Origin of the sequence: Teichococcus vastitatis (genome assembly GCF_003604215.1) — a bacterium.
Lineage (GTDB): Bacteria > Pseudomonadota > Alphaproteobacteria > Acetobacterales > Acetobacteraceae > Pseudoroseomonas > Pseudoroseomonas vastitatis.
The window spans coordinates 333,261-353,209 of sequence record NZ_QXGS01000001.1; the positions used below are offsets into that span (position 1 = coordinate 333,261).

General features: G+C 71.1%; 19 protein-coding genes and 1 other annotated feature. Of the genes, 12 read left to right on the forward strand and 7 right to left on the reverse strand.

The window, feature by feature from the left end; all coding sequences use genetic code 11:
- Positions 1-95: 95 nt before the first annotated feature.
- Positions 96-1,118, forward strand: coding sequence for a GTPase ObgE (gene obgE / locus D2K64_RS01555; RefSeq protein WP_120005980.1), 1,023 nt, complete (start codon positions 96-98; stop codon positions 1,116-1,118).
- Positions 1,115-2,245 (forward strand): glutamate 5-kinase, encoded by a 1,131-nt coding sequence (gene proB, locus D2K64_RS01560; protein ID WP_120005982.1) that lies wholly within the window; start codon positions 1,115-1,117, stop codon positions 2,243-2,245. Before obgE ends, proB begins: the two co-directional genes overlap by 4 nt.
- Here the strand turns inward: proB and D2K64_RS01565 are convergent.
- From D2K64_RS01565 to D2K64_RS01575, 3 genes are all read right to left on the reverse strand, one after another.
- A complete protein-coding gene (locus D2K64_RS01565) occupies positions 2,237-3,514 on the reverse strand; it encodes an Hsp70 family protein (RefSeq protein WP_120005984.1) in 1,278 nt (425 codons plus the stop codon). The two genes, proB and D2K64_RS01565, sit on opposite strands and share 9 nt — an antisense overlap.
- Positions 3,515-3,619: 105 nt before the next feature.
- A complete protein-coding gene (locus tag D2K64_RS01570) occupies positions 3,620-5,095 on the reverse strand; it encodes a SulP family inorganic anion transporter (RefSeq protein WP_120005987.1) in 1,476 nt (491 codons plus the stop codon).
- Between the two features lie 73 nt (positions 5,096-5,168).
- Positions 5,169-5,223 (reverse strand) — a sequence feature (sul1 is cis-regulatory element that is thought to sense ions involved in sulfur or methionine metabolism; They are found in Alphaproteobacteria).
- Between the two features lie 59 nt (positions 5,224-5,282).
- Positions 5,283-6,431, reverse strand: a complete 1,149-nt coding sequence (locus D2K64_RS01575; protein WP_120005989.1) for a hypothetical protein — start codon at positions 6,429-6,431, stop codon at positions 5,283-5,285.
- Between the two features lie 113 nt (positions 6,432-6,544).
- Between D2K64_RS01575 and D2K64_RS01580 the strand changes: the two genes are divergently transcribed.
- The 4 genes from D2K64_RS01580 (at position 6,545) to D2K64_RS01595 (ending at position 10,478) form a co-directional block, all read left to right on the forward strand.
- On the forward strand, positions 6,545-7,870 hold the full coding sequence (locus D2K64_RS01580) for a glutamate-5-semialdehyde dehydrogenase (RefSeq protein ID WP_120005991.1): 1,326 nt from the start codon (positions 6,545-6,547) through the stop codon (positions 7,868-7,870).
- 92 nt (positions 7,871-7,962) lie between these two features.
- Positions 7,963-8,568, forward strand: coding sequence for a nicotinate-nucleotide adenylyltransferase (locus D2K64_RS01585; RefSeq protein ID WP_370764295.1), 606 nt, complete (start codon positions 7,963-7,965; stop codon positions 8,566-8,568).
- 147 nt (positions 8,569-8,715) lie between these two features.
- Complete coding sequence (rsfS, locus tag D2K64_RS26100; RefSeq protein ID WP_370764175.1) at positions 8,716-10,014, forward strand: ribosome silencing factor; 1,299 nt, start codon at positions 8,716-8,718, stop codon at positions 10,012-10,014.
- Positions 10,015-10,046: 32 nt separating this feature from the next.
- A complete protein-coding gene (locus D2K64_RS01595; protein ID WP_238383944.1) occupies positions 10,047-10,478 on the forward strand; it encodes a 23S rRNA (pseudouridine(1915)-N(3))-methyltransferase RlmH in 432 nt (143 codons plus the stop codon).
- On the opposite strand, the gene D2K64_RS01600 is transcribed toward D2K64_RS01595, so the two are convergent.
- Positions 10,457-11,026: a TetR/AcrR family transcriptional regulator gene (locus tag D2K64_RS01600; protein ID WP_120006733.1), complete on the reverse strand. Its 570-nt coding sequence runs from the start codon at positions 11,024-11,026 to the stop codon at positions 10,457-10,459. The genes D2K64_RS01595 and D2K64_RS01600 overlap by 22 nt on opposite strands.
- Before the next feature lie 76 nt (positions 11,027-11,102).
- On the opposite strand from D2K64_RS01600, the gene D2K64_RS01605 reads away from it, so the two are divergent.
- The 4 genes from D2K64_RS01605 (at position 11,103) to lpxK (ending at position 14,982) form a co-directional block, all read left to right on the forward strand.
- The gene (locus D2K64_RS01605; protein WP_238383945.1) at positions 11,103-11,789 is read left to right on the forward strand and encodes an NnrU family protein; all 687 of its coding nucleotides are present in this window, start codon (positions 11,103-11,105) and stop codon (positions 11,787-11,789) included.
- A gap of 142 nt (positions 11,790-11,931) precedes the next feature.
- A complete protein-coding gene (locus D2K64_RS01610) occupies positions 11,932-12,642 on the forward strand; it encodes a lysophospholipid acyltransferase family protein (protein WP_120005997.1) in 711 nt (236 codons plus the stop codon).
- Positions 12,643-12,652: 10 nt separating this feature from the next.
- On the forward strand, positions 12,653-13,936 hold the full coding sequence (locus D2K64_RS01615; RefSeq protein ID WP_120005999.1) for a 3-deoxy-D-manno-octulosonic acid transferase: 1,284 nt from the start codon (positions 12,653-12,655) through the stop codon (positions 13,934-13,936).
- 56 nt (positions 13,937-13,992) lie between these two features.
- Entirely contained in the window at positions 13,993-14,982 is a 990-nt protein-coding gene (gene lpxK, locus D2K64_RS01620) for a tetraacyldisaccharide 4'-kinase (protein ID WP_120006001.1), read from the forward strand.
- Positions 14,983-14,987: 5 nt separating this feature from the next.
- On the opposite strand, the gene D2K64_RS01625 is transcribed toward lpxK, so the two are convergent.
- Entirely contained in the window at positions 14,988-15,656 is a 669-nt protein-coding gene (locus D2K64_RS01625; RefSeq protein ID WP_202910415.1) for a winged helix-turn-helix transcriptional regulator, read from the reverse strand.
- A gap of 86 nt (positions 15,657-15,742) precedes the next feature.
- Between D2K64_RS01625 and D2K64_RS01630 the strand changes: the two genes are divergently transcribed.
- Both D2K64_RS01630 and D2K64_RS01635 read left to right on the forward strand, forming a co-directional pair.
- On the forward strand, positions 15,743-16,162 hold the full coding sequence (locus D2K64_RS01630; RefSeq protein ID WP_120006005.1) for a VOC family protein: 420 nt from the start codon (positions 15,743-15,745) through the stop codon (positions 16,160-16,162).
- Positions 16,163-16,219: 57 nt separating this feature from the next.
- Positions 16,220-16,897 (forward strand): dihydrofolate reductase family protein, encoded by a 678-nt coding sequence (locus D2K64_RS01635; protein WP_120006735.1) that lies wholly within the window; start codon positions 16,220-16,222, stop codon positions 16,895-16,897.
- Positions 16,898-16,921: 24 nt separating this feature from the next.
- Here D2K64_RS01635 and D2K64_RS01640 read toward each other — a convergent pair whose 3' ends face one another.
- Positions 16,922-18,508, reverse strand: a complete 1,587-nt coding sequence (locus D2K64_RS01640) for an ABC transporter substrate-binding protein (RefSeq protein ID WP_120006007.1) — start codon at positions 18,506-18,508, stop codon at positions 16,922-16,924.
- A 14-nt stretch (positions 18,509-18,522) separates the two neighbouring features.
- On the reverse strand, positions 18,523-19,947 hold the full coding sequence (locus tag D2K64_RS01645; RefSeq protein ID WP_120006009.1) for a M20 family metallopeptidase: 1,425 nt from the start codon (positions 19,945-19,947) through the stop codon (positions 18,523-18,525).
- Between the last annotated feature and the right edge of the window lie 2 nt (positions 19,948-19,949).

The window sequence follows — 19,949 nt, forward strand, 5'->3', positions numbered from 1 at the left end:
CACGACGCCAAAGACCAGACGGGGGCCGCGAGGCCCCCGTTTTCGTATTCGCTCCCTCACAGATTTCCGATACGGCCACTGGACCCCCTCCCCCGATGAAGTTCCTCGACGAAGCCAAGATCTGGGTGAAAGCCGGTGATGGCGGCAACGGCGTCGTCGCCTTCAGGCGCGAACGGTTCATCGAGTATGGCGGACCGGATGGCGGCAACGGGGGCAAGGGCGGCGACATCGTGGTGGAGGCCGTGCCGGGGCTGAACACCCTGATTGACTACCGCTACACCCAGCACTTCAAGGCGCGGAAAGGCGGCAACGGCGCCGGCGCCGACCGCACCGGCGCGGGCTCGGAGGATGTGGTGCTGAAGGTGCCGCTCGGCACCGTGGTCCTGGCCGAGGACAAGGAAACCGTGCTGGCCGACATGGTGGAGCCCGGCCAGCGGGTGGTGATCTGCCGCGGCGGCGATGGCGGCCACGGCAATGCCCATTTCAAAACCTCGACCAACCGCGCCCCGCGCCGCGCCGATCCCGGCTGGCCGGGCGAGGAGCGCTGGCTGTGGCTGCGCATGAAGCTGATCGCCGATGCCGGGCTGGTGGGGCTGCCGAATGCCGGCAAATCGACCTTCCTGTCTGTGGTCAGCGCCGCCAAGCCCAAGATCGCCGATTATCCTTTCACCACGCTGCATCCGCAGCTCGGCGTGGTGCGGCTGAACGCCACCGAGGAATTCGTCCTCGCCGACATCCCCGGCCTGATCGAGGGCGCGGCGGAAGGCGCCGGGCTCGGCACGCGCTTCCTTGGCCATGTGGAGCGCTGCGCCGTGTTGCTGCACCTGATCGATGGCAGCCAGCCCGACCCGGTGCGCGCCTATGAGACGGTGCGGACGGAGCTGGCGGAATATGGCGGCGGCTTGGCCGAGAAGCCGGAGATCCTGGCGTTGAACAAGCTCGATGCCATGACGCCGCAGGCCCGCGCCAGCCGCGTCAAGGCGCTGGAGCGCGCCACCGGCCGGCCCGTGCGGCTGATCTCCGGCGCCACCCAGGAAGGCGTGCCGGCGGTGCTGCGCGAACTGGCCGACACCGTCTACCGCCATCGCGAAGCCGAAGCCGAAACCAGGACCGCATGACCACCCGCCCCACCGCGCCCGGCCTCGCCGCGGCGAAGCGCATCGTCGTCAAGATCGGCTCGGCCCTGGTGGTGGACAACAAGACGGCCGCGCCACGCGAAGCCTGGCTGGCCTCGGTGGCCGCCGACGTGGCGGCGCTGCGGGCGGGCGGTGCCGAGGTGGTGCTGGTGTCCTCCGGCGCCATCGCGCTCGCCCGCCACGCGCTGGGGCTGACCCGCCGCAAGCTGCGGCTGGAGGAGAAGCAGGCCGCCGCGGCCGTGGGCCAGATCCGCCTTGCCGGTGCTTGGCAAACCGCCCTGTCGCGCCACGGCCTGAACGCCGCGCAGCTGCTGCTGACGCTGGAAGACAGCGAGGCCCGCCGCCGCTACCTGAACGCCCGCGCCACGCTGGGCACTCTGCTCGACCTCGGCTGCGTGCCGGTGATCAACGAGAACGACACCGTCGCCACGGCCGAGATCCGCTTCGGCGACAATGACCGCCTCGCCGCCCGTGTCGCCGAGATGATCCACGCCGACGCGCTGGTGCTGCTGTCCGACATCGACGGGCTCTACACCGCCGACCCGCGCAACGATCCCGCGGCGCAGCACCTGCCGGTGGTGGAGCGGCTGACCGACGACATCATGGCCATGGGGGGCGAGCCGCCGCCGGGCTATTCCTCGGGCGGCATGCGCACCAAGCTGATCGCCGCCAGGATCGCGACGGGCGCCGGATGCGCCATGGCCATTGCGCTGGGCCAGCGCGACAACCCGCTGGCGGCACTGCGCGACGGCGCCCGCTGCACCTGGTTCCTGCCCGCGCCGGAAGGCCGCTCCTCGCGCAAGCAGTGGATCGCCGGTTCGCTGGCGCCGCTCGGCGCGTTGCGGGTGGATGACGGCGCGGCGCGGGCGCTGCGCGAGGGCGGTTCCCTGTTGCCGGCCGGGGTGCGCGAGGTGTCGGGCAGCTTCGGCCGTGGCGACCCGGTCTCGGTGCGCGACCTCCTCGGCAACGAGGTGGCGCGCGGCCTGTCCGCCTATGCTTCCGAAGCGGCTCGGCAGATCGCCGGCCGCCGCTCGGTCGAGATCGAGGACATCCTCGGCTGGCGCGGCCGGGACGAGATCATCCACCGCGACGATCTGGTGTTACTGTAAGGCAGTCCGTCGCTCGATCCGCTGGCCGATCAGCGCCAGCCCCTCGGCCACCGAGACGAACTCGCCGCCCCCGGCCACCCGCTCGGCCCCGAAGCGCTGGTCGAACAGCCGCCGCACCGCCGGAACCAGCGAGGTGCCGCCGGTCAGGAACACCCGGTCGACCGCCTCCGCTGCCAGACCCGCATCAGCCAGCGCCGCGTCGATCGCCTGGGCCATGCGGGCGATCTCCGGCGCGATCCAGCTTTCGAATTCGGCGCGCGTCACGGCGGCATCGACGTGGAAGCCCTCATGCTCGAACACCAGCCGCGTGCTGTCGGCGCCGGACAGCGCCGCCTTGGCGCCCGAGACGGCGCGGTACAGGCCGTAGCCTGCTTCGTCCTCGATCAGCGTGATCAGGTGGCGCAGCTTGGCCGGGTTGCCGGTCAGCCGCGCCACCTCCTCGATCTCCCGCAGGGTCTTCGGGCCGCGCATCATCGACAAGCGGTGCCAATGCGCGAAGTTGGAGAAGAACGCTGGCGGTACCGGCAGGTCAGTGTTCATGACGCGGTAGGTGTCGCCCTTGCCCAGCGCCGGGGACACCACCTTGTCGATGATGCGGTAATCCAGCGCGTCACCGGCAATGCCGACGCCGGCATGGCCCAGCGCGGTGACGCCATTCTCCGCCGGGTCGAAGCGCAGGATCGAAAAGTCGCTGGTGCCGCCGCCGAAATCGCCAACCAGCACGGTGGCCGGACCGTCCAGCGTGGCGGCGAAACGGGTTCCGGCGGCTTCCGGCTCCAGCGCCAAGTGCAGCGAATCGCGGCCGGCCTGGACGAAGGCGGCGCGCAACCGGCGCTCGGCCAGCACGTCATCTGCCGTTTCGCCGACAAAGCGCACCGGACGGCCGACCACCATCAGCGCATCCGGCGCCGGCTCTCCCGCAGCACCCAGCAGCGCGCGCAGGAACAGGGCGATCAGCCCCTCCAGCGTGTAGGCGCGGCCGAAGATGCGGGTTTCGGTGAAGCTCGCCGTCGCCAGGTGGCTCTTCATCGACATGATGAGGCGGCTGGCCAGCGGGTCTTCCAGATACGCTTCGATGGCGGCCGGCCCGGCTTCGTGGCGCAGCGCGTTGCCGCGGCCGGTTTCCGCCCAGAAGCACAGCACGGAGCGGAACACGTCCAACGCCCCAGCGCCGACGTCGAAGCGCGCGGTGCTCGCCTGCCCGTTCTCGTCCAGCAGCGAAATGACGCTGTTGGTGGTGCCGAAATCCAGTCCGATGATCGCCGTCATCCGCCATCCAACCCGAAGCTGCCCGAAGGGGCGGGCCATTCAGCAGGGATGGGGGCCGATGGCAAGCCCCGGACATGTGCGCCGGAAAACACCGCCGCGTGCGCCTCACCTCGTCTGGATCTGCGGGCCCAGCCGGTCCACCAGCACGGCGCTGGCGGCATTGAGTCCGATCACCTCCACCTCGGCGCCGTGGCGGCGAAGCCTGGTGACCACGCCCTCCAGGGCGCCCACCGCCGTGATGTCCCAGAGATGGGCCGCGGTGAGGTCGATGCGGATGCGGCGGGCCGCGTCCCGCAGGTCGAAGCTGTCCGCCAGCATCTCGGCGCTGGCGAAGAACACCTGGCCGGTGACGCGATAGGTGCGGGTATCGGTGGCGGCATCGTATTCCGACCGCACGTTCATCAGGCGCATCACCTTGAAGGCAAAGAACACGCCGCTGAGCATCACCCCGACCGCCACGCCCGCGGCCAGGTTGTGCGTGAACACCGTCACCGCCACGGTGGCCAGCATCACCATGCTGGAGACCTTCGGGTGGCGCACCATGTCGCGCAGCGAGGCCCAGGAGAAGGTTTCCACCGAGACCATGATCATGATGGCCACCAGCGCCGCCACCGGCACCTGCGCCACCCAGGGGCGCAGCAGCACCATCAGCACCAGCAGGAAGGCCCCTGCCGTCAGGGTGGACAGGCGGCCATGCCCGCCGAAACGCACATTGCCCACCGTCTGGCCGATCATGCCGCACCCGGCGATGCCCCCGAACATCCCGGCCGCCAGATTGGCGAGGCCGAGCCCGGTGCATTCCCGCGCCTTGGAGGAGGTGGTTTCGGTCAGGTCATCGACCACGCTGGCCGTCATCATGGATTCCAGCAGCCCGACCATGGCCATGGCCAGCGCGTAGGGCGCGATGATGCCCAGTGTTTCCAGGCTGAATGGAACTTCCGGGATCAGGAAGGAGGGCAACGAGTCCGGCAGGCGCCCCAGATCGGCCACGGTCAGCACGGGCATCGGCACCACCATGGTGAAGCCGGTCAGCAACAGGATGCAGATCAGCGGCGAGGGAATCGCCGTGGTCAGCCTCGGCAGCAGATAGATGATGGCCAGTCCTGCGGCGATCAGCGCGTAGGTGTGCCAGGTGACGCCCAGCATCTGCGGCACCTGGGCCGAGAAGATCAGGATGGCCAGCGCATTCACGAAGCCGGTGCGCACCGATCTCGACACGAAGCGCATCAGCACGTCGAGCCGGAGCAGGCCAAAAGCGATCTGGATCAGCCCGGTCAGCACGGTGGCGGCCAGCAGGTACTGCAAACCGTGGCTGGCCACCAGCGCGGCCGCCACCAGCGCCACCGATCCGGCGGCCCCCGAGATCATCGCCGGCCGCCCGCCGGCCAGAGCGATCACCAGGCCGATGATGAAGGAGGCGAACAGCCCGACCTCGGGGTCCACGCCCGCCACGAAGGAGAAGGCGATCACCTCCGGGATCAGGGCGAAGGTGCCGACCATCCCGGCCAGCACGTCGCGCCGCGCGCCGCGCCAGCCGGTGAACCATTCGGCCCGCTCTCGGGAAAGAAAATCTGCTGTCATGATCTCGAACGGTCCGCAATCGGCGCGTGATCCCCACCCCTGCGAACACGCCGGCCTGGCGCCATGCCGGATGCGTTGCCCGAAGGATAGGCGGCCCGAACAGCCATCCGGGTTTTCACGGGTCCGGGAAGAATGGGCCGGAAGCTAGCCGATGGCGCTGTTGCACCGCAACACCCGTCAGCGGAGGTTACCCATTCCGGTGCCAGTTTTCCGGTAGCGGGTTACGGGAGCGGAACTCGTCGGTAAACACCAGCCGGCGCCGCAGATCCTTCAGCGGCCGCTTGCCGACGAAGGCGTTGAACATCGCCTCGCCATGCGGCCGCTTGTCCAGCAGCAGGCGGTACAGATCCTCGACATCCTGCCGCGTCACCAGACGGTCTTCGTCGAAGCGCTTCTCGGCATGCGCGGCGGCCACGGCCTCGAAGCCGTCCTGCCGGAAGCGGCGCATGGCCTCCGTCGTCGCCTGCTGCATGCGGTCAATGGCGGCGGCGTCCACTGGGGCCAGGAACACGTCGTCGCGCTCCACCCACCTCATGTCGCGAAAACCGTGCTTCTCGAAATTCTTCGGCGTGAAGTGGACGCCGTGCTCGCCGATGTAGCGGGCGAAGCAGACATCGGTGCGCACCCGTGCCAGCCCCAGCTCGGCACAGGCCATCGCCTTGAACGCGTCCTGCGACGTGGCGGAGGTCGCGACGGTGCTGCCGCGCATCAGCTCATGCAGGCGGAAATGATTGCGCGCGCCGTAGTCGCGCCCCTGCAGCACCTTGTAGAAGCCGCGCGCCAGCCGGGCATTGATCTGCCGCCAGGCGCCGCGCGTCAGGCCAAAGCCCCAATTGTGCGCCAGCGGCACCAGCGACACCTCGGGTCCCTCCGCCTGCAGCTTCAGGTCGCCATAGGCGGCGAAGTAGCCGAGCTTCGGCACCGCGCGCAGTGCCGCGTACAGCTCCTCCATCATGTGCATGTAGAGCGGCCCGGCCTCGAGGTCGTCCTCGAAGAAGTAGCCCACTTCGCGGTCCAGCGTATCGAACACCAGTTGCTCGCCGCGGCGGATGTTGAAGGCGATGCCCAGATTTTCCGGGCTATGCATCACCACGCCGTTCGGGAAATGCTCACGGAAGGTGGCGACGCAGGCGGCGATGGCATCGTCCTCGCCCATGCGCACCCCGCTATGCGGCGACACGGCGCCATCCTGCAGCAGGAACACGTCCTCGTCTCGGATCTGGACGCGCCGCTGCGCCCTCAGCGAAGCGCAAAGCCGGCCGAGATAGTGCGGCCGGTCAAAGGAAAAGATGACGATCGGGCCGGAGAGGCGCCGGGGTTCGGACAGGACGGGCATCGGGCTGGCTCCGGCGTCATTGCGTGGCGGTTGAAACTAGGGCCGGCTCTGCAAGCGTGACAAGCCGAAGCAGCGCCAGCCCCGCTTTCCCTCCGCTGCGTCCCGCGCTACCGATGCTCCGCCGTGCCGGGCGGCCAAAACCTCCGACGGCACCACACAGGAACCGCAGGACCGTGAACGCCATCTCCGACACCGTCGCCGACACGCTCGAAACCGCCGCCCGCGCCGCCCGTGCGGCCGCGGCGCAGCTCGCGCGCGCCGGTCGACCGTCGAAGGACCACGCCCTGCGGCACGCCGCCGCCACGATGCGCGCCCGGCAGGAGACGATCCTGGCCGCCAACCAGGCCGACCTCGCGGACTCGCCGGCGCTGTCGGCGGCGTTTCGCGACCGGCTGACCCTGACCCCCGCCCGCATCGGGGCCATGGCGGAAGGACTGGAGCAGATCGCCGCCCTGCCCGACCCGGTCGGGCGGACGCTCGCCGAATGGGATCGCCCGAACGGGCTGCGCATCCGGCGCGTGGCGCAGCCCCTCGGCGTGATCGGCATGATCTTCGAGAGCCGTCCCAACGTCACCGCCGATGCCGCCGGGCTGTGCCTGAAGGCCGGCTCGGCGGTGATCCTGCGCGGCGGCAGCGAAAGCGCCCGCTCCGCCGCTGCGATCCGCGACTGCGTGGCGGCAGGGCTGCGCGAGGCCGGGCTTCCGGACGCGGCCGTGCAGATGGCTCCCACCCAGGACCGCGCCTTTGTCGGCGCCATGCTGCGCGCTGCGGGTCTGATCGACCTGATCATCCCGCGCGGCGGCAAGGGGCTGGTGACGCGGGTGATGGAGGAAGCGCGGGTGCCGGTGCTGGCGCATGCCGAGGGGCTGAACCACACCTATGTCCACGCCGCCGCCGATCCCGCCATGGCGCGCGCCGTGCTGGCCAATGCCAAGATGCGCCGCACCGGCGTCTGCGGCGCCACCGAAACGCTGCTGATTGATGCCGCCATCGCCCCCGCCCTGCTGCCGCTGCTGGTGTCCGACCTATGCGCACTGGGCTGCGGATTCCGCGCCGATGCGCGCGCCCGCGCCATCCTGCCGGACCTGCCGGCGGCGGCGGAGGACGACTTCGCCACCGAATGGCTCGCTGCCATCCTCAACGTCGCGGTGGTGAACGGCGTCGACGAGGCCCTGGCGCATATCCGCCGCTTCGGCAGCGAACACACCGACGCCATCGTCACCGCAGACCCTGCCGCGGCCGAGGCGTTCCTGTCCGGGATCGATTCCGCCGTCGGCCTGTGGAATGCCTCGACGCAGTTCTGCGACGGCGGGGAATTCGGCTTCGGCGCCGAGATCGGCATCGCCACCGGCCGCCTGCATGCGCGCGGGCCGGTGGGGCTGGAGCAGCTCTGCACCTACCGCTACCGCGTGCTCGGCACCGGCCAGGTCCGGCCCTGAGCGCGGCGCGCGGTTTCCCGGCCTCGGGCCTGCCGCAGGGTCTGGCCGCGCCGGGCCCCTGGGGCGACCGGCGCCAGCGGCGGATCGGCCTGCTGGGCGGCTCCTTCAACCCGGCGCATCCAGGCCACCGCCACGTCGCACAGCGGGCGCTGCACATGCTGCGGCTGGACCAGGTGTGGCTGCTGGTCTCGCCCGGCAATCCGCTGAAGCCGCGCGCCGGCATGGCGCCCTTTGCCGAGCGCCTGGCCTCGGCCACGGCGATCGGCGACGGCGTGCGAGTGATCGCCACCGGCATCGAGGCGGCGATCGGCGAACGCTACAGCGCCCGCACCCTGGAGCGCCTGTCGCAACTGTTTCCGCGCACCCGCTTCGTGTGGATCATCGGCGCCGACAATCTTTGGCAGTTGCCGCGATGGCGGCAATGGCGGGATCTGGCGCGGCGCACGCCTATCGCCGTGCTGCCGCGGCCCGGCTGGACCCGCAAGGCGTTGCAGGGCGCCGCCGCCGCCACGCTGCGCCGGGCGCGCCGAGCGCCGGCGGCCCTGTTGCAGGCACCGGATGCCGGCTGGGCGCTGATTCCCGCGCGGGAACATCCGGCCAGTGCCACCGCGCTGCGGCGGGCGGCGGCCCGCCGGGCGGAGACCCCGGCGGCCGCGGAGGCGGCGGAGCCCCTTTTCGTTGCCGGCATGCGACGGTGAAGCAGCCGCCGCGTTGATTCGGTGCTGGCCGGAAGGCCCTCACCCGCGCCATACAGCGCCAGAAGCAAGAGCGCGCCGCGAGGCCGCCACCATGGTCTGATCGCCTCTGCCCGACCGGCGGCAGGCGACCAGCCCGCCACACCCCCCGTGCCACAGGAGGCCGCCATAGCCCGTACGCCCAAAGCCCCAGACGACACCCGCCGCAAGAGTTCGGCGACCCGCCCCGCCGGCCCGTCCCGCGGCGCCGCGCCGAGGACCGCCCCCAAGCCCGCACGTGCCGACACGGCCAAGCCCGCCACCAAGGCGGCGGCCAAGCCGACGGGCGGCAAGCCGGCCGCCGGAGCGCGCCCGACCTCCAGAAGCGCCGGCACCGCGACGGGCAAACCCGCCCGCACCACCGCCGCGTCCGCGCCTCGCGCCGCGGCGGCCAAGCCGGCCCGCAGCACGGCAGCTCCGTCCCGGGCCACGGCGCCCTCCCGCTCCGCCGGCGCAGCAAAGCCGGCCCGTGCGGCGAGCGCCACCCGGACGCCCCGCGCCGCCAGCGCCGCCGCCAAGCCGCTGCGCGCCGGCGCCGCCGCGAAGCCGACGCGCACCGCCGCGCCATCGCGCAGCGCTTCCGCCTCCAAGAACAGCCGCGGCACCGGCGCAGCGAAGCCGGGCCGCATGGCGGCCGCGCCGCGCAGCGCCACGGGCGGCACCAGCCGCGGCAAGGGCACGGCCACCGCGAAGCCGGCCACGTCCGCCGCACGCGGCAGCCGCGCCACCGCAGCCAAGGCGCCGCGCAGCGCCGCCACCCAGGCCTCGGTGAAACCGGCGGCATCGCGCGCATCGGCCAAGCCGTCCGAGAGCAAGGCCGCGCCCGCCCGCAAGCGCATCGCCAAGGCACCGGCCAAGCCGCAGCTGCCGCCGATCGACACCATTGTTCAGGCGGCCGTGGCCAGCCTGGAGGATGACAAGGCCGAGGACGTGGTGGTGCTGGACGTCGCCAGCCGCGCCGCCTTCGCCGACCGCATGATCATCGCCACCGGCTTGGCCGATCGCCAGATCCAGGCCATGGCGGCGCATCTGGAGAAGACGCTGGCCGAGCATGGCATCCGCCGCATCCGCACCGAAACCTCGCCCGACTGGGTGCTGCTCGATGCCAACGACCTCATCGTCCACCTGTTCAAGCCGGAAGCTCGCGCCAATTACCGGCTGGAGAAGATGTGGGGCCCCGACAGTCCACCGCCCGGCGAGGAATCGCCGGATGATGAGCGGGTGCTGACCGCCGCCGTGGCCGGCGACCTCGACCTGGAGCCGGGCGACGAAGACGAGGAGGAGGGCGACGACCTGTCGGAGGATGCCATGTCTGACGAAGACTGGACGGCCTTCGACGCCGACGGAGATGACGAGGAGGACGAAGAGGACGAGGAGGAGGACGAGGACCTCCCCGGCAGCGGCGGCTGAGCCGCGCCCCGCTGCTGCTGGCCGTCGGCCGATTGAAGCCGGGGCCGGAGGCGGCGCTGTTCGCGCAGCATAATGCGCGGCTGCGCCCGCCCCTGACGGTGCGGGAGATCCCGGAAGCGCGAGGCTCGGCGGCCGAGGTGCGGCGGCGCGAGGGTGCCGCCCTGCTGGACGCACTGCCCGCCGGGGCGCTCGCCGTGGCCCTCGACCTCGGCGGCCATGCGCCGGACAGCGAGGGGCTGGTGGAGCTGCTGGGCCGCTGGGAAGCCAGCGGCAAGGCGCTGGCCTTCATCATCGGCGGTGCCGAAGGGCTCGATCCCGCGGTGCAGGCGCGGGCTGACCAGCGGCTGTCGCTCGGGCCGATGACTTGGCCGCATTTCCTGGTGCGGGGGCTGTTGGCCGAGCAGCTTTACCGCGCCCAGGCGATCCGCACCGGGCATCCTTATCACCGGGCCTGGCGCCCTTGACCGGCGTAGCGGCCGATCACGGCTTCGGCCAGGGCGGGACCCATCAGATCAGCGCTGATCTGCCCGTCGCGCAGCAGCTCCGCCAGCCCGTGCACCAGGGCCCAGGCACCCACAGCCGCGCCGCGCTCCGGCAAGGCCTCGGCCAAAGGCGCGAAGGCAGCGTGCGCGGCCTCGGCCAGGGCAGGATGGTCTGACTTGCGCGGGCCGTCGCTGAACATCAGGCGGTATAGGGCCGGATTGCTGTCCGCGAACCGCAGGTAAGCCCGGCCCAGCGGCACCAACGCCGCTGGGCCATGCGCTGCGCCCTGCCCCGCCCGCAGGGCCGCGGCAAGGCGGCGGAAGCCGTCGGTGGCGAGCGCGGCCAGCAAGGTCTCGCGGGTCGGGAAATGCCGATAGGGCGCGTTGTGCGACACGCCGGCGGCCCGGGCCACTTCGCGCAACGACAACCGGCCGGCGCCATCGCGGCGCAGCAGCGCCTCCGCAGCCTCCAGCAGGACCTGCCGCAACTCGCCATGATGATAGGGCTGATCGCGCGTCGATGTTGACAATGCCCACATGCCTCCCGCAATGTTGTCACCGCCAACATCGCGCCGCCGCGATACTGGCACAAGGGGAGCTCCGTCCGTGCAGGGTCAGCTGGTTCTCGTCTCCGCCGCCCTGTTCTGGGTCGCCCTGCATGCCGGCCTCGCCGGCTCGCCGCTGCGCTGGCGGCTCGTGGGGCGTCTGGGCGAGAACGGGTTCCGCGGCCTGTTCTCGCTGCTTTCAGCCCTGGGCCTCACCTGGCTGATCATGGCCTACCGATCCGTTCCCACCGTGCCGCTCTGGAACGGGGCGCCAGCGCTGCACGGGCTGGCGGTGGCGGGCATGCTGCCGGTGTTTCTGTTGTTCGCCGGTTCGCTCACCCGCCCCAACCCGACGGCGGTGGGAGGCGAGACGCGCCTCCCCGGGAATCCACAGGGAATGCAGCGCATCACCCGCCATCCGATGCTGAACGCATTTGCGCTCTGGGCGGCGCTGCACCTGCTGGCGAACGGAGACAGCGCGAGCGTGATCTTCTTCGGCAGCATCCTGGCCACCGCCCTGCTCGGCATGCCGTCCATTGACCGCAAGCTGGCGCATCGCCGGCCGCGGGAATGGGCCGCGCTGCGCGACCGGACCTCCGCCCTGCCCTTCGGCGCCATTCTGGCCGGCCGCAACCGGCTGGTGCTGCGGGAGATCGGCGTCCTGACGCCGGGACTCGGCCTCCTGGGCTGGATCCTGCTGCTGCTGGCCCATCCCTGGCTGTTCGGCGTGCCGGCGCTGCCGGGCTGAGCCCGCTCTGCCGGGGCCAAGCGGGCCGACAGTGCGCCCTCCCCGAGATAACGCCGCGCAACATGGCGCCGGTCGCCGGGGCCGATTTCCGCCTTGGCCACAGCCGTGCTAGGGGGCGCCGCATCGTGTTCGCGCCCATCCCATGTTCCGCAAGCTGATCCGGCACCCCCGCACCCAGGCAGCGATGGCCCGGAGTCTCGGCGCCTATCTGGCCTTCTGCTACCGCACCACGCGCTGGTCGCTGGTGGGGCAGGAGCATCTCGCTGTTTTCGCCAGACGGAACGAGCCGATGATCATCGCGTTCTGGCACGAGCGCCTGCCGATGATGCCGATGCTATGGACCGTCACGCACCGGCTGCATCCCGAAACCAAGGACTGGCAGCCGCATGTGCTGGTGTCGCAGCACCGCGACGGCCGCTTCATCGGCGAGATCGTGTCGCGCTTTCGCCTGGCCATGTTGTACGGATCGACCTCGCGCGGCGGCGCCACAGCCCTGCGTTCGATGCTGCGCGTACTGCGGGAAGGCAGCCCAGTGGTCATCACGCCGGACGGGCCGCGCGGACCGCGCCGCAAGGCGGCCGAGGGCGTGGCGCAGCTTGCCGCCCTGTCGAGCGTCGTGATCGTGCCCACCGCCGCCGCCACGCTGCGCCACCGGCTGCTGCCGAGCTGGGACCGCATGATGCTGCCCTTGCCGTTTACCCGGGGCGTGCTGGTCTGCGGTCCACCGATCCGCGTGTCACGGGGCGACACCGCCCTTGCCGTGGCCGCCATCGAGACGGCACTGGATGCCGCCTGCGATGCCGCCGATGGCTGGGTTGCCGATCCGGCCAGCCAGAACAGCCGCCCGCTGTGAGGCCGGGCGCATGAGCCTCGGTGCCGCTGCCGGGCGGCTGGCCGGGCAAGCCCTGGCGCCGCTGCTGCCGTTCTGGCTGCGGCTGCGGGCCAGGCGCGGCAAGGAGATCGCCGATCGACTGCCGGAACGGCGCGGCCTGCATGCCGACCGGCCGGAGGGCCCACTGATTTGGCTGCACGGCGCCAGCGTCGGCGAGTCGCTGTCGCTGATCCCGCTGATGGCGGCGCTGGTGGAGCAGCGGCCGGAACTGTACCTGCTGGTGACCACCGGCACCGTCACTTCGGCCACCCTTCTGCAGCAGCGCCTGACCCCCGCCCTGCGCGAGCGGGTGATGCATCGCTTCGTGCCGCTCGACGTACCGCGCTGGGCCGCGGCCTTTCTGGATGGCTGGCAGCCCGACGCGGCGGTGTTCGTGGAAAGCGAGCTTTGGCCCAACATCTCGGCGGCGCTGGCGGAGCGGAACATCCCCTCAGCGCTGGTCAATGCGCGCCTTTCGCCACGCTCGGCCAGGGCTTGGCGCTGGGCGCCGGGCTTGGCCCGGCAGATGCTCGGCCGCTACCGCCTGGTGGTGGCGCAGAGCGAGGAGGACGCTGTCCGGCTGCGCGCGCTGGGCGCGGTGGATGCGGCGTTCTGGGGCCATCTGAAGGCCGCGGCGGAGCCCCCGCCGGCCGATCCCGTGGCGCTGGCCGCGCTGCGCGGGGCGATCGGCGGGCGGCCTGTTTTCCTGGCGGGCAGCACCCATGCCGGCGAGGAAGTGGCGGCGCTGTCGGCGCATCGGGCCGCGCGCGCCGCGCTGCCCGACCTGCTGACCGTGATCGTGCCGCGCCACCCGCAGCGTGCAGAGGAGGTGGCGGCGCTGGTCGCGCCCCTGCCCTTCGCCCGCCGTACGGCCGGGATGCTGCCGGCACCCGAGCACGAGGTCTACCTGGCCGACACCATGGGCGAGATGGGCCTGTTCTTCCGCACCGCCGGCGTGGCGCTGGTGGGCGCGACGCTGGTGCCGAAGGGAGGCCACAATCCGCTGGAGCCGGCTCGGCTAGGATGCCCGATCCTGCTCGGCCCGCATACCGAGCATGTGGAGGCCATGGCGGCTGCCCTGGTGGAGGGCGGCGGCGCGCTTCGCGTCGCCGATGTTGCCGCGCTGGCCGAGGCGGTTACAGACGTGCTAACAAATCCTGACCGCGCGAGGGCCATGGCCGTCGCAGCGGCAAAGATCGCCGCCGATGCCAGCCACCTTCCGGGGCGCCTGGCCGCGGCGATCCTGGATTGGCTGCCCCAGCTGCCGCCCCGGTGACGTTGTCCCCGGCCGGTTTCGCCGGGGCCCTGGAGAGAAGGACAGGTTCGAGCCGGATGCGAGCCCCCGACTTCTGGAGCGGGGGCAGCGGGGGAATCGCGCCCTTGCTGCTGTCGCCCATCGCCTCGCTCTACGCTTCTGCCACGGCGCGCCGCGTCGCGCGCAGCGGCTGGCGGGCACCCGTTCCGGTGATCTGCTGCGGCAATGCCACGGCGGGCGGCGCCGGCAAGACCACCGTTTCGCTGGATATCGGGCAGCGCCTGTCTAACCGCGGCGTCGCCACGCATTTCCTGACCCGCGGCTATGGCGGCAAGATGAAGGGACCGGTGCGCGTCGATCCGGTCCAGCATGACAGCAAGGACGTGGGTGACGAGGCACTGCTGCTGGCCGCCACCCGCCCCACCTGGGTCGCCGCCGACCGCGAGGCGGGCGGCCGCACGGCGGTGGAGGCCGGCGCCCAGGCCATCGTCATGGATGACGGGCTGCAGAATCCCGGCCTGGAGAAAGACTTGTCGCTGCTGGTGATCGATGGCTCGTACGGCTTCGGCAACGGCCACATCATCCCGGCCGGGCCGCTGCGCGAGCCGGTGGCCGCCGCCGCTTCCCGCTGCCGCGCCGCCGTGCTGATCGGCGAGGACGACGCCAACGCCCTGTCCCTGCTGCCCCCGGGCCTGCCGGTGCTGCGCGCGCGGCTGAAGCCGGGGCCAGAGGCCGAGTTGTTGCAGGGCCAGCCGGTGTTCGCCTTCTGCGGCATCGCCAATCCCCGCAAATTCTTCGCCACGCTGGGGGAAGCCGGCGCGGTGCTGGCCGGGCGCGTCGCCTATGCCGACCATTACCCTTTCGATGAGGGCGATCTGGAGGACCTGCTCGCGCAGGCCGAGGCGTTGCGAGCCATTCCGGTGACGACTCGCAAGGATTTCGTGCGCATCCCGTCCGCCTTCCGCAGCCGCGTCACCGTGCTGAGCGTGGCGCTGGAATGGGACAACTCCACACAACTGGAAGCGCTGCTGGACCCGCTGGTTCAGCGCATCCCCATCCCGGCCTGAGCGCCTCAGCCGGGCAGCCGCTCCGGTAAGGGAAACAGGGTGACGAACCGCTCGGCCAGGGTTCGGTCGCCCTGGATGCGCAGCGCGCCGGCCTGTTCCAGGGCTGGAAGCGGCTGGGCGCCGTACAATGCGGCGGCCAGCACCGCCGGCGCCGCTTCGAACACCAGATCAGCCGACGCGGGATCGCCCGCCGCGATCTCGATCCGCCCCTCCTCCAGCCGCGCCAGATAGCCCTCCTCGTCCAGGCGGAAGCCGATCCGCGCCTTCAGCCCCGCCGCCCGCACCGGGTCCAGCATGGTGCGCATCGACAGCAGCAGCGAGGCGGCGCTGAAGGGCAGCGTCGGGTCGTGCCGCGGAGAGCGGGCGCCCCAACGGCCAAGCGCTTTGAAGATTGGCTCGCTTTCCCGTCCCCAGGCGGTGAGCTCGTAGACCTGGGTTGATGCGGGTGGCGGCAGGCGGCGGCGCAGCAGCACGCCGGCTGCTTCCAATCCTTCCAGCCGCTGCGTCAGCACATTGGCGCTGATGCCCGTCAACTTCGCACGGATCTCGCCGAAGCGGCGGGGGCCGAACATCAGTTCGCGAATGACCAGCAGGGCCCAGCGCTCGCCCAGCAGGTCCAGCGCATGGGCAGCGGCGCAGGCATCGCGGTACCAGCTTCGCCGCTCGCCTGCCATATTGGTTATTTTTTCTGACTTCATGGTTGCTTTTAATAACTAATCAAGGCAGAAGGGGCAAGTGCCATCCAGGGAGGCCAAAGCCGATGTCCAAGCTGATCTTCGTGAACCTGCCGGTCACCGACCTGCCGCGCTCCATGGCGTTCTATGAGGCGGTGGGCTTCACCAACAATCCGCAGTTCACCGACAACACCGCCGCCTGCATGGTGCTGTCCGAGACCATCAGCGTGATGCTGCTGACGCATGAGAAATTCCGCCAGTTCACGCCACGCCCGGTGGCGGATGCCCGCAGCGCCTCGGAGGTGCTGGTGTGCTTCTCGGCCGGAAGCCGGGCGGAAGTGGATGCGCTGGTGGAGAAGGCCGCGGCCGCCGGCGGCCAAGCCGATCCGGGGCCGAGGCTGGACCACGGCTTCATGTACGGGCGCAGCTACGAAGACCCGGATGGCCACATCTTCGAGATCATGTGGATGGACATGGCGGCGGCCGGCGCTGCCTCGCAGGGCTGAACGCGGGCATCGCGGCGCCACGCGCCGCCCATGCCGGCTGAGGAAAGGACCGACATCATGCGCAAGATCGTCGCCGCCGCCTTCATTAGCCTCGACGGCGTCATGCAGGCGCCGGGTGGGCCGCAGGAAGATCCGGAGGGTGGCTTCGCCTTCGGCGGCTGGACCGTTCCCTTCTGGGAGGCGGACGGCGCGGCGAAGCTGGGAGCGTTCATGGAGGACATGTTCGCGGCGCCCTTCGATCTCTTGCTCGGCCGCAGGACCTACGAAATCTTCGCCGCTCATTGGCCGTTCGTCGGTTCCGATGATCCGATGGGCGCGCTGTTCACCAGTGCCACGAAATACGTCGCGACCGCTTCGGCCGCACCGCTGGGCTGGGCGAATTCGGTGCCGCTGCGCGGCGACATCGTGGCCGCCGTCACGCAGCTGAAGCAGCAGCAAGGCCCCAGGCTGTTGACCCAGGGCAGCAGCCGGTTGCTGCAGGCGTTGCTGGCGCATGATCTGGTCGACGAGTTCCGGCTGCTGGTGTTTCCGGTCATCCTTGGCCGTGGCAAGCGCCTGTTCGGCGCCGAAGCAAGGCCGGGCACGCTGGCGCTGCGCCGGACGGATGCCTCCTCCAGCGGGGTCGTCATGAGCATCTATGAGCGGGCCGGGACGGTCCGGACCGGCAGCTTCGCGCTGGCGGAGCCCTCCGGCGCGGAGGCCGCGCGCCGCCGGGAACAGGCGCGCGACAGCTGACGGGGCGGCCGGTCCGCCCCGCGCCTATTCCTTGCGGACGCCCATCGCCAGGGTCTGCTCGTCCATGCGGGGCTCGTAAGTCAGCGGCCTGCGGGCGGCCCAGGCATTCTTGAACAGCACCATCGGGATCAAGGCCAGGTCGCCCAGCGATTCCGCCACGGCCGCGGCGACGCGCCGCTCGCGCTGCGCCGGGTCCATGGTGGACAGCGCTTCCTCGATCTTCGCATCCAGCGCGGGGTTGCTGTAGCGCGTGTCATTGCTGGCACCGAGACGCTTCGGCGCGTCGAAGCTGTGCACGATGTTCAGCAGCACGCTGCCGGCTTCCCCCGTGGTGCTGCCCCAGGAATTCTGCACCATGGAATATTCCTGCTTCGCCAGCCGCGTCAGGTAGGTGGCGAAGGGCATCGCTTCCACCGTGGTGTTGACGCCGATGCGGCTCCACATCTGCGCCACCGCCTGAGCCGTCTGCGCATCGGCCGGGTAGCGGTCGTTGCTGGCGTGCAGGGTGATGCGGAAGCCCTGCGGATAGCCGGCATCCGCCAGCAGCGCGCGCGCCCTGGCCACGTCGTAGGGCGGCACGCCGAGTTCGGGGTTGTGGCCGAAGGCGCCGGGCGGCATCCATTGGCCGGTGGGCTCGGCCATGCCCTGCTGCACCCGCTCGGCCAGGCCCTGGCGGTTGATAGCGAGCGACAGCGCCTGCCGCACCCGCAGATCGAGCAGCGGGTTCTTCGGCAGCGGCCTGCCGTTATTGTCAGTGATGAAGGGCGACTCGCCGGTGCGGCTGAAATCGGGCGACAGGAACAGAGCCCGCGATCCCTGCCGCTCGAAGATGCGGATGTTGCTCTCGGAGCGCAGCCGCGGCAGGTCGGTGGCGGGCGGCGCCGCGATCAGGTCCACATCGCCCGACAACAGCGCCGCGGTGCGGGCGCCCGGGTTGGGAATGATGCGGAAATGCACCTTCTCCCAGGGCTGTCTGTCGCCCCAATAGGCGTCGTTGCGCACCACCTCGATGGCCGAGCCGGAATGGTAGCTGACAAGCTTGTAGGGGCCGGTGCCGACCGCCGCCTTGCCGCTGTTGTAGTCGGCGGTGGAGGCACCCTCCCCCACGTGGCGCGACACGATGGCGATGGCGGCGAGGTCGATCGGTAGGTTGGGCGTCGGCGCCGAGGTGGTGATGCGAACCGTCAGCAGATCCACCGCCTCCACCGTCGTAACGGTGCGCAGGCTGCCGCCGAAGGAGGCCGGGCTGTTCGGCACGCTGGGCGCACGGCCATAGGTGAACACCACGTCGTCGGCGGTGAAGTCCCGGCCGTCATGCCATTTCACGCCGGGGCGCAGCCTGAACTCCCACAGCGTGTCGGACACCGCCCTCCATTCGGTGGCGAGGCTGGCGGCCGGGCGGCCATCGGGGGGGCGCACCACCAGCGGATCGAAGATGTGGCGCGCGAAGGAGGAGTTCGGCGCCGCATTGGCGAAATGCGGGTCGATCGAGGTGACGGGCGCGGCGAGGCCGACGGACAGGTCCTCGGCCAGCACGGGCGTCGCCAGCAGCGGCAGGGCCAGCAGCAACGCGCCGGCGCCGGCGCGAAGTGTCTTGCGGAAGGCGGTCATGCGTTCGGGGCCTCTCAGTGACCGCCCGCCATGTCGAGCGGTGGCGGCACGTCCTTGGGGATCGGGAACACGTCGGGCATGTCCGCGGTGCGCGCGGCATGGTCGGCCCTGGCGCGCGCCACCTGCGCCGGATCGGCGAACAGCTCGGCGGCGGTGCCGGCCATCACCTTGGCCACGTGCTCCAGCCCCTTATGCGCCGCCGGCGCCTTGCCCTGCGCCACCAGCTGCCAGGAATGGCCCGGCGTGCCGATGGCGTAGGTGGCGCCGCGCGCCTGCACCGTCGGCACCTTCCACGACACGGTGCCCACATCGGTGGAACCCACCCCGGCCGGCTCCGGCGCCGAGAGCGGCACCAGCCGCTCGGCCAGCACTTCCCCGGGGATCGGCGCCAGGCCGGCGCGGCGGTAGGCGCTGTCGATCTCGGCCGGCGTGCAGGTGGCCTGAATGGCGCGGGCGAAATCCTTGTCGGCCTCGTCGAAGCGCGGCGGGCCAAGGCGCTCGAAATGCCGCTCCATCAGCTGCTCCAGCGGGTCGTTGCCGACCAGCTCGGCATCGGCGGAAAGCACCCGGTGCGTCACGCTGGTTTCCGTCATCAGGGAGGCGCCCTGCGCGATCTTCTTCACCCGCTCCAGCAGCGCCAGCACCTCGGCCATGGTGAGCGAGCGCACCAGGTAGCGCACCCGCGCCTGGCCCTGCACCACATTGGGCGCGATGCCGCCGGCATCCTGCAGCGCGTAGTGGATGCGCGCGTGGGAGGGCATGTGCTCGCGCATGTAGTTGACGCCGACATTCATCAGCTCCACCGCATCCAGCGCGGAACGGCCGAGATGCGGCGCCGCGGCGGCGTGGGAGGAGCGGCCGAGAAAGGAGAAATCGACCTCCATGCAGGCCAGCGAACGCGGCTTGTTGACGCCGGAGAAAGCCGCCGGATGCCAGCAGATGGCGATGTCCACGTCATCGAAGACGCCGTCGCGCACCATGAAGCCCTTGGCGGAACCGCCCTCCTCGGCTGGGCAGCCATGATAGCGGACGCGGCCGGCAAGGCCGCGCTCGGCCAGCCAGTCCTTCACCGCCGTTGCCGCCAGCAGGGAGGCGGAGCCGAGCAGGTTGTGGCCGCAGCCATGGCCGCTGCCATTGGGCTCGATCGGCCGGTGTTCGGCGATCCCGGCTTCCTGACTCAGCCCGGGCAGCGCGTCGTACTCGCCCAGGATGGCGATCACCGGGCCGCCCTGCCCCGCCTCGCCCATCACCGCAGTCGGAATGCCGGCAAGGCCCTGCGTGACGCGGAAGCCCTCCGCCTCCAGCGCCTCGGCATGGGCGGCGGCGGAACGGTGCTCCGCGTAGTTCAGCTCGGGCGTGCCCCAGACGCGGTCGCTCAGCTCCGAGAAGCAGGGGCGCTTCTGCTCCACATGCCGCCAGATCGTGTCGGTGTTCTGCATCA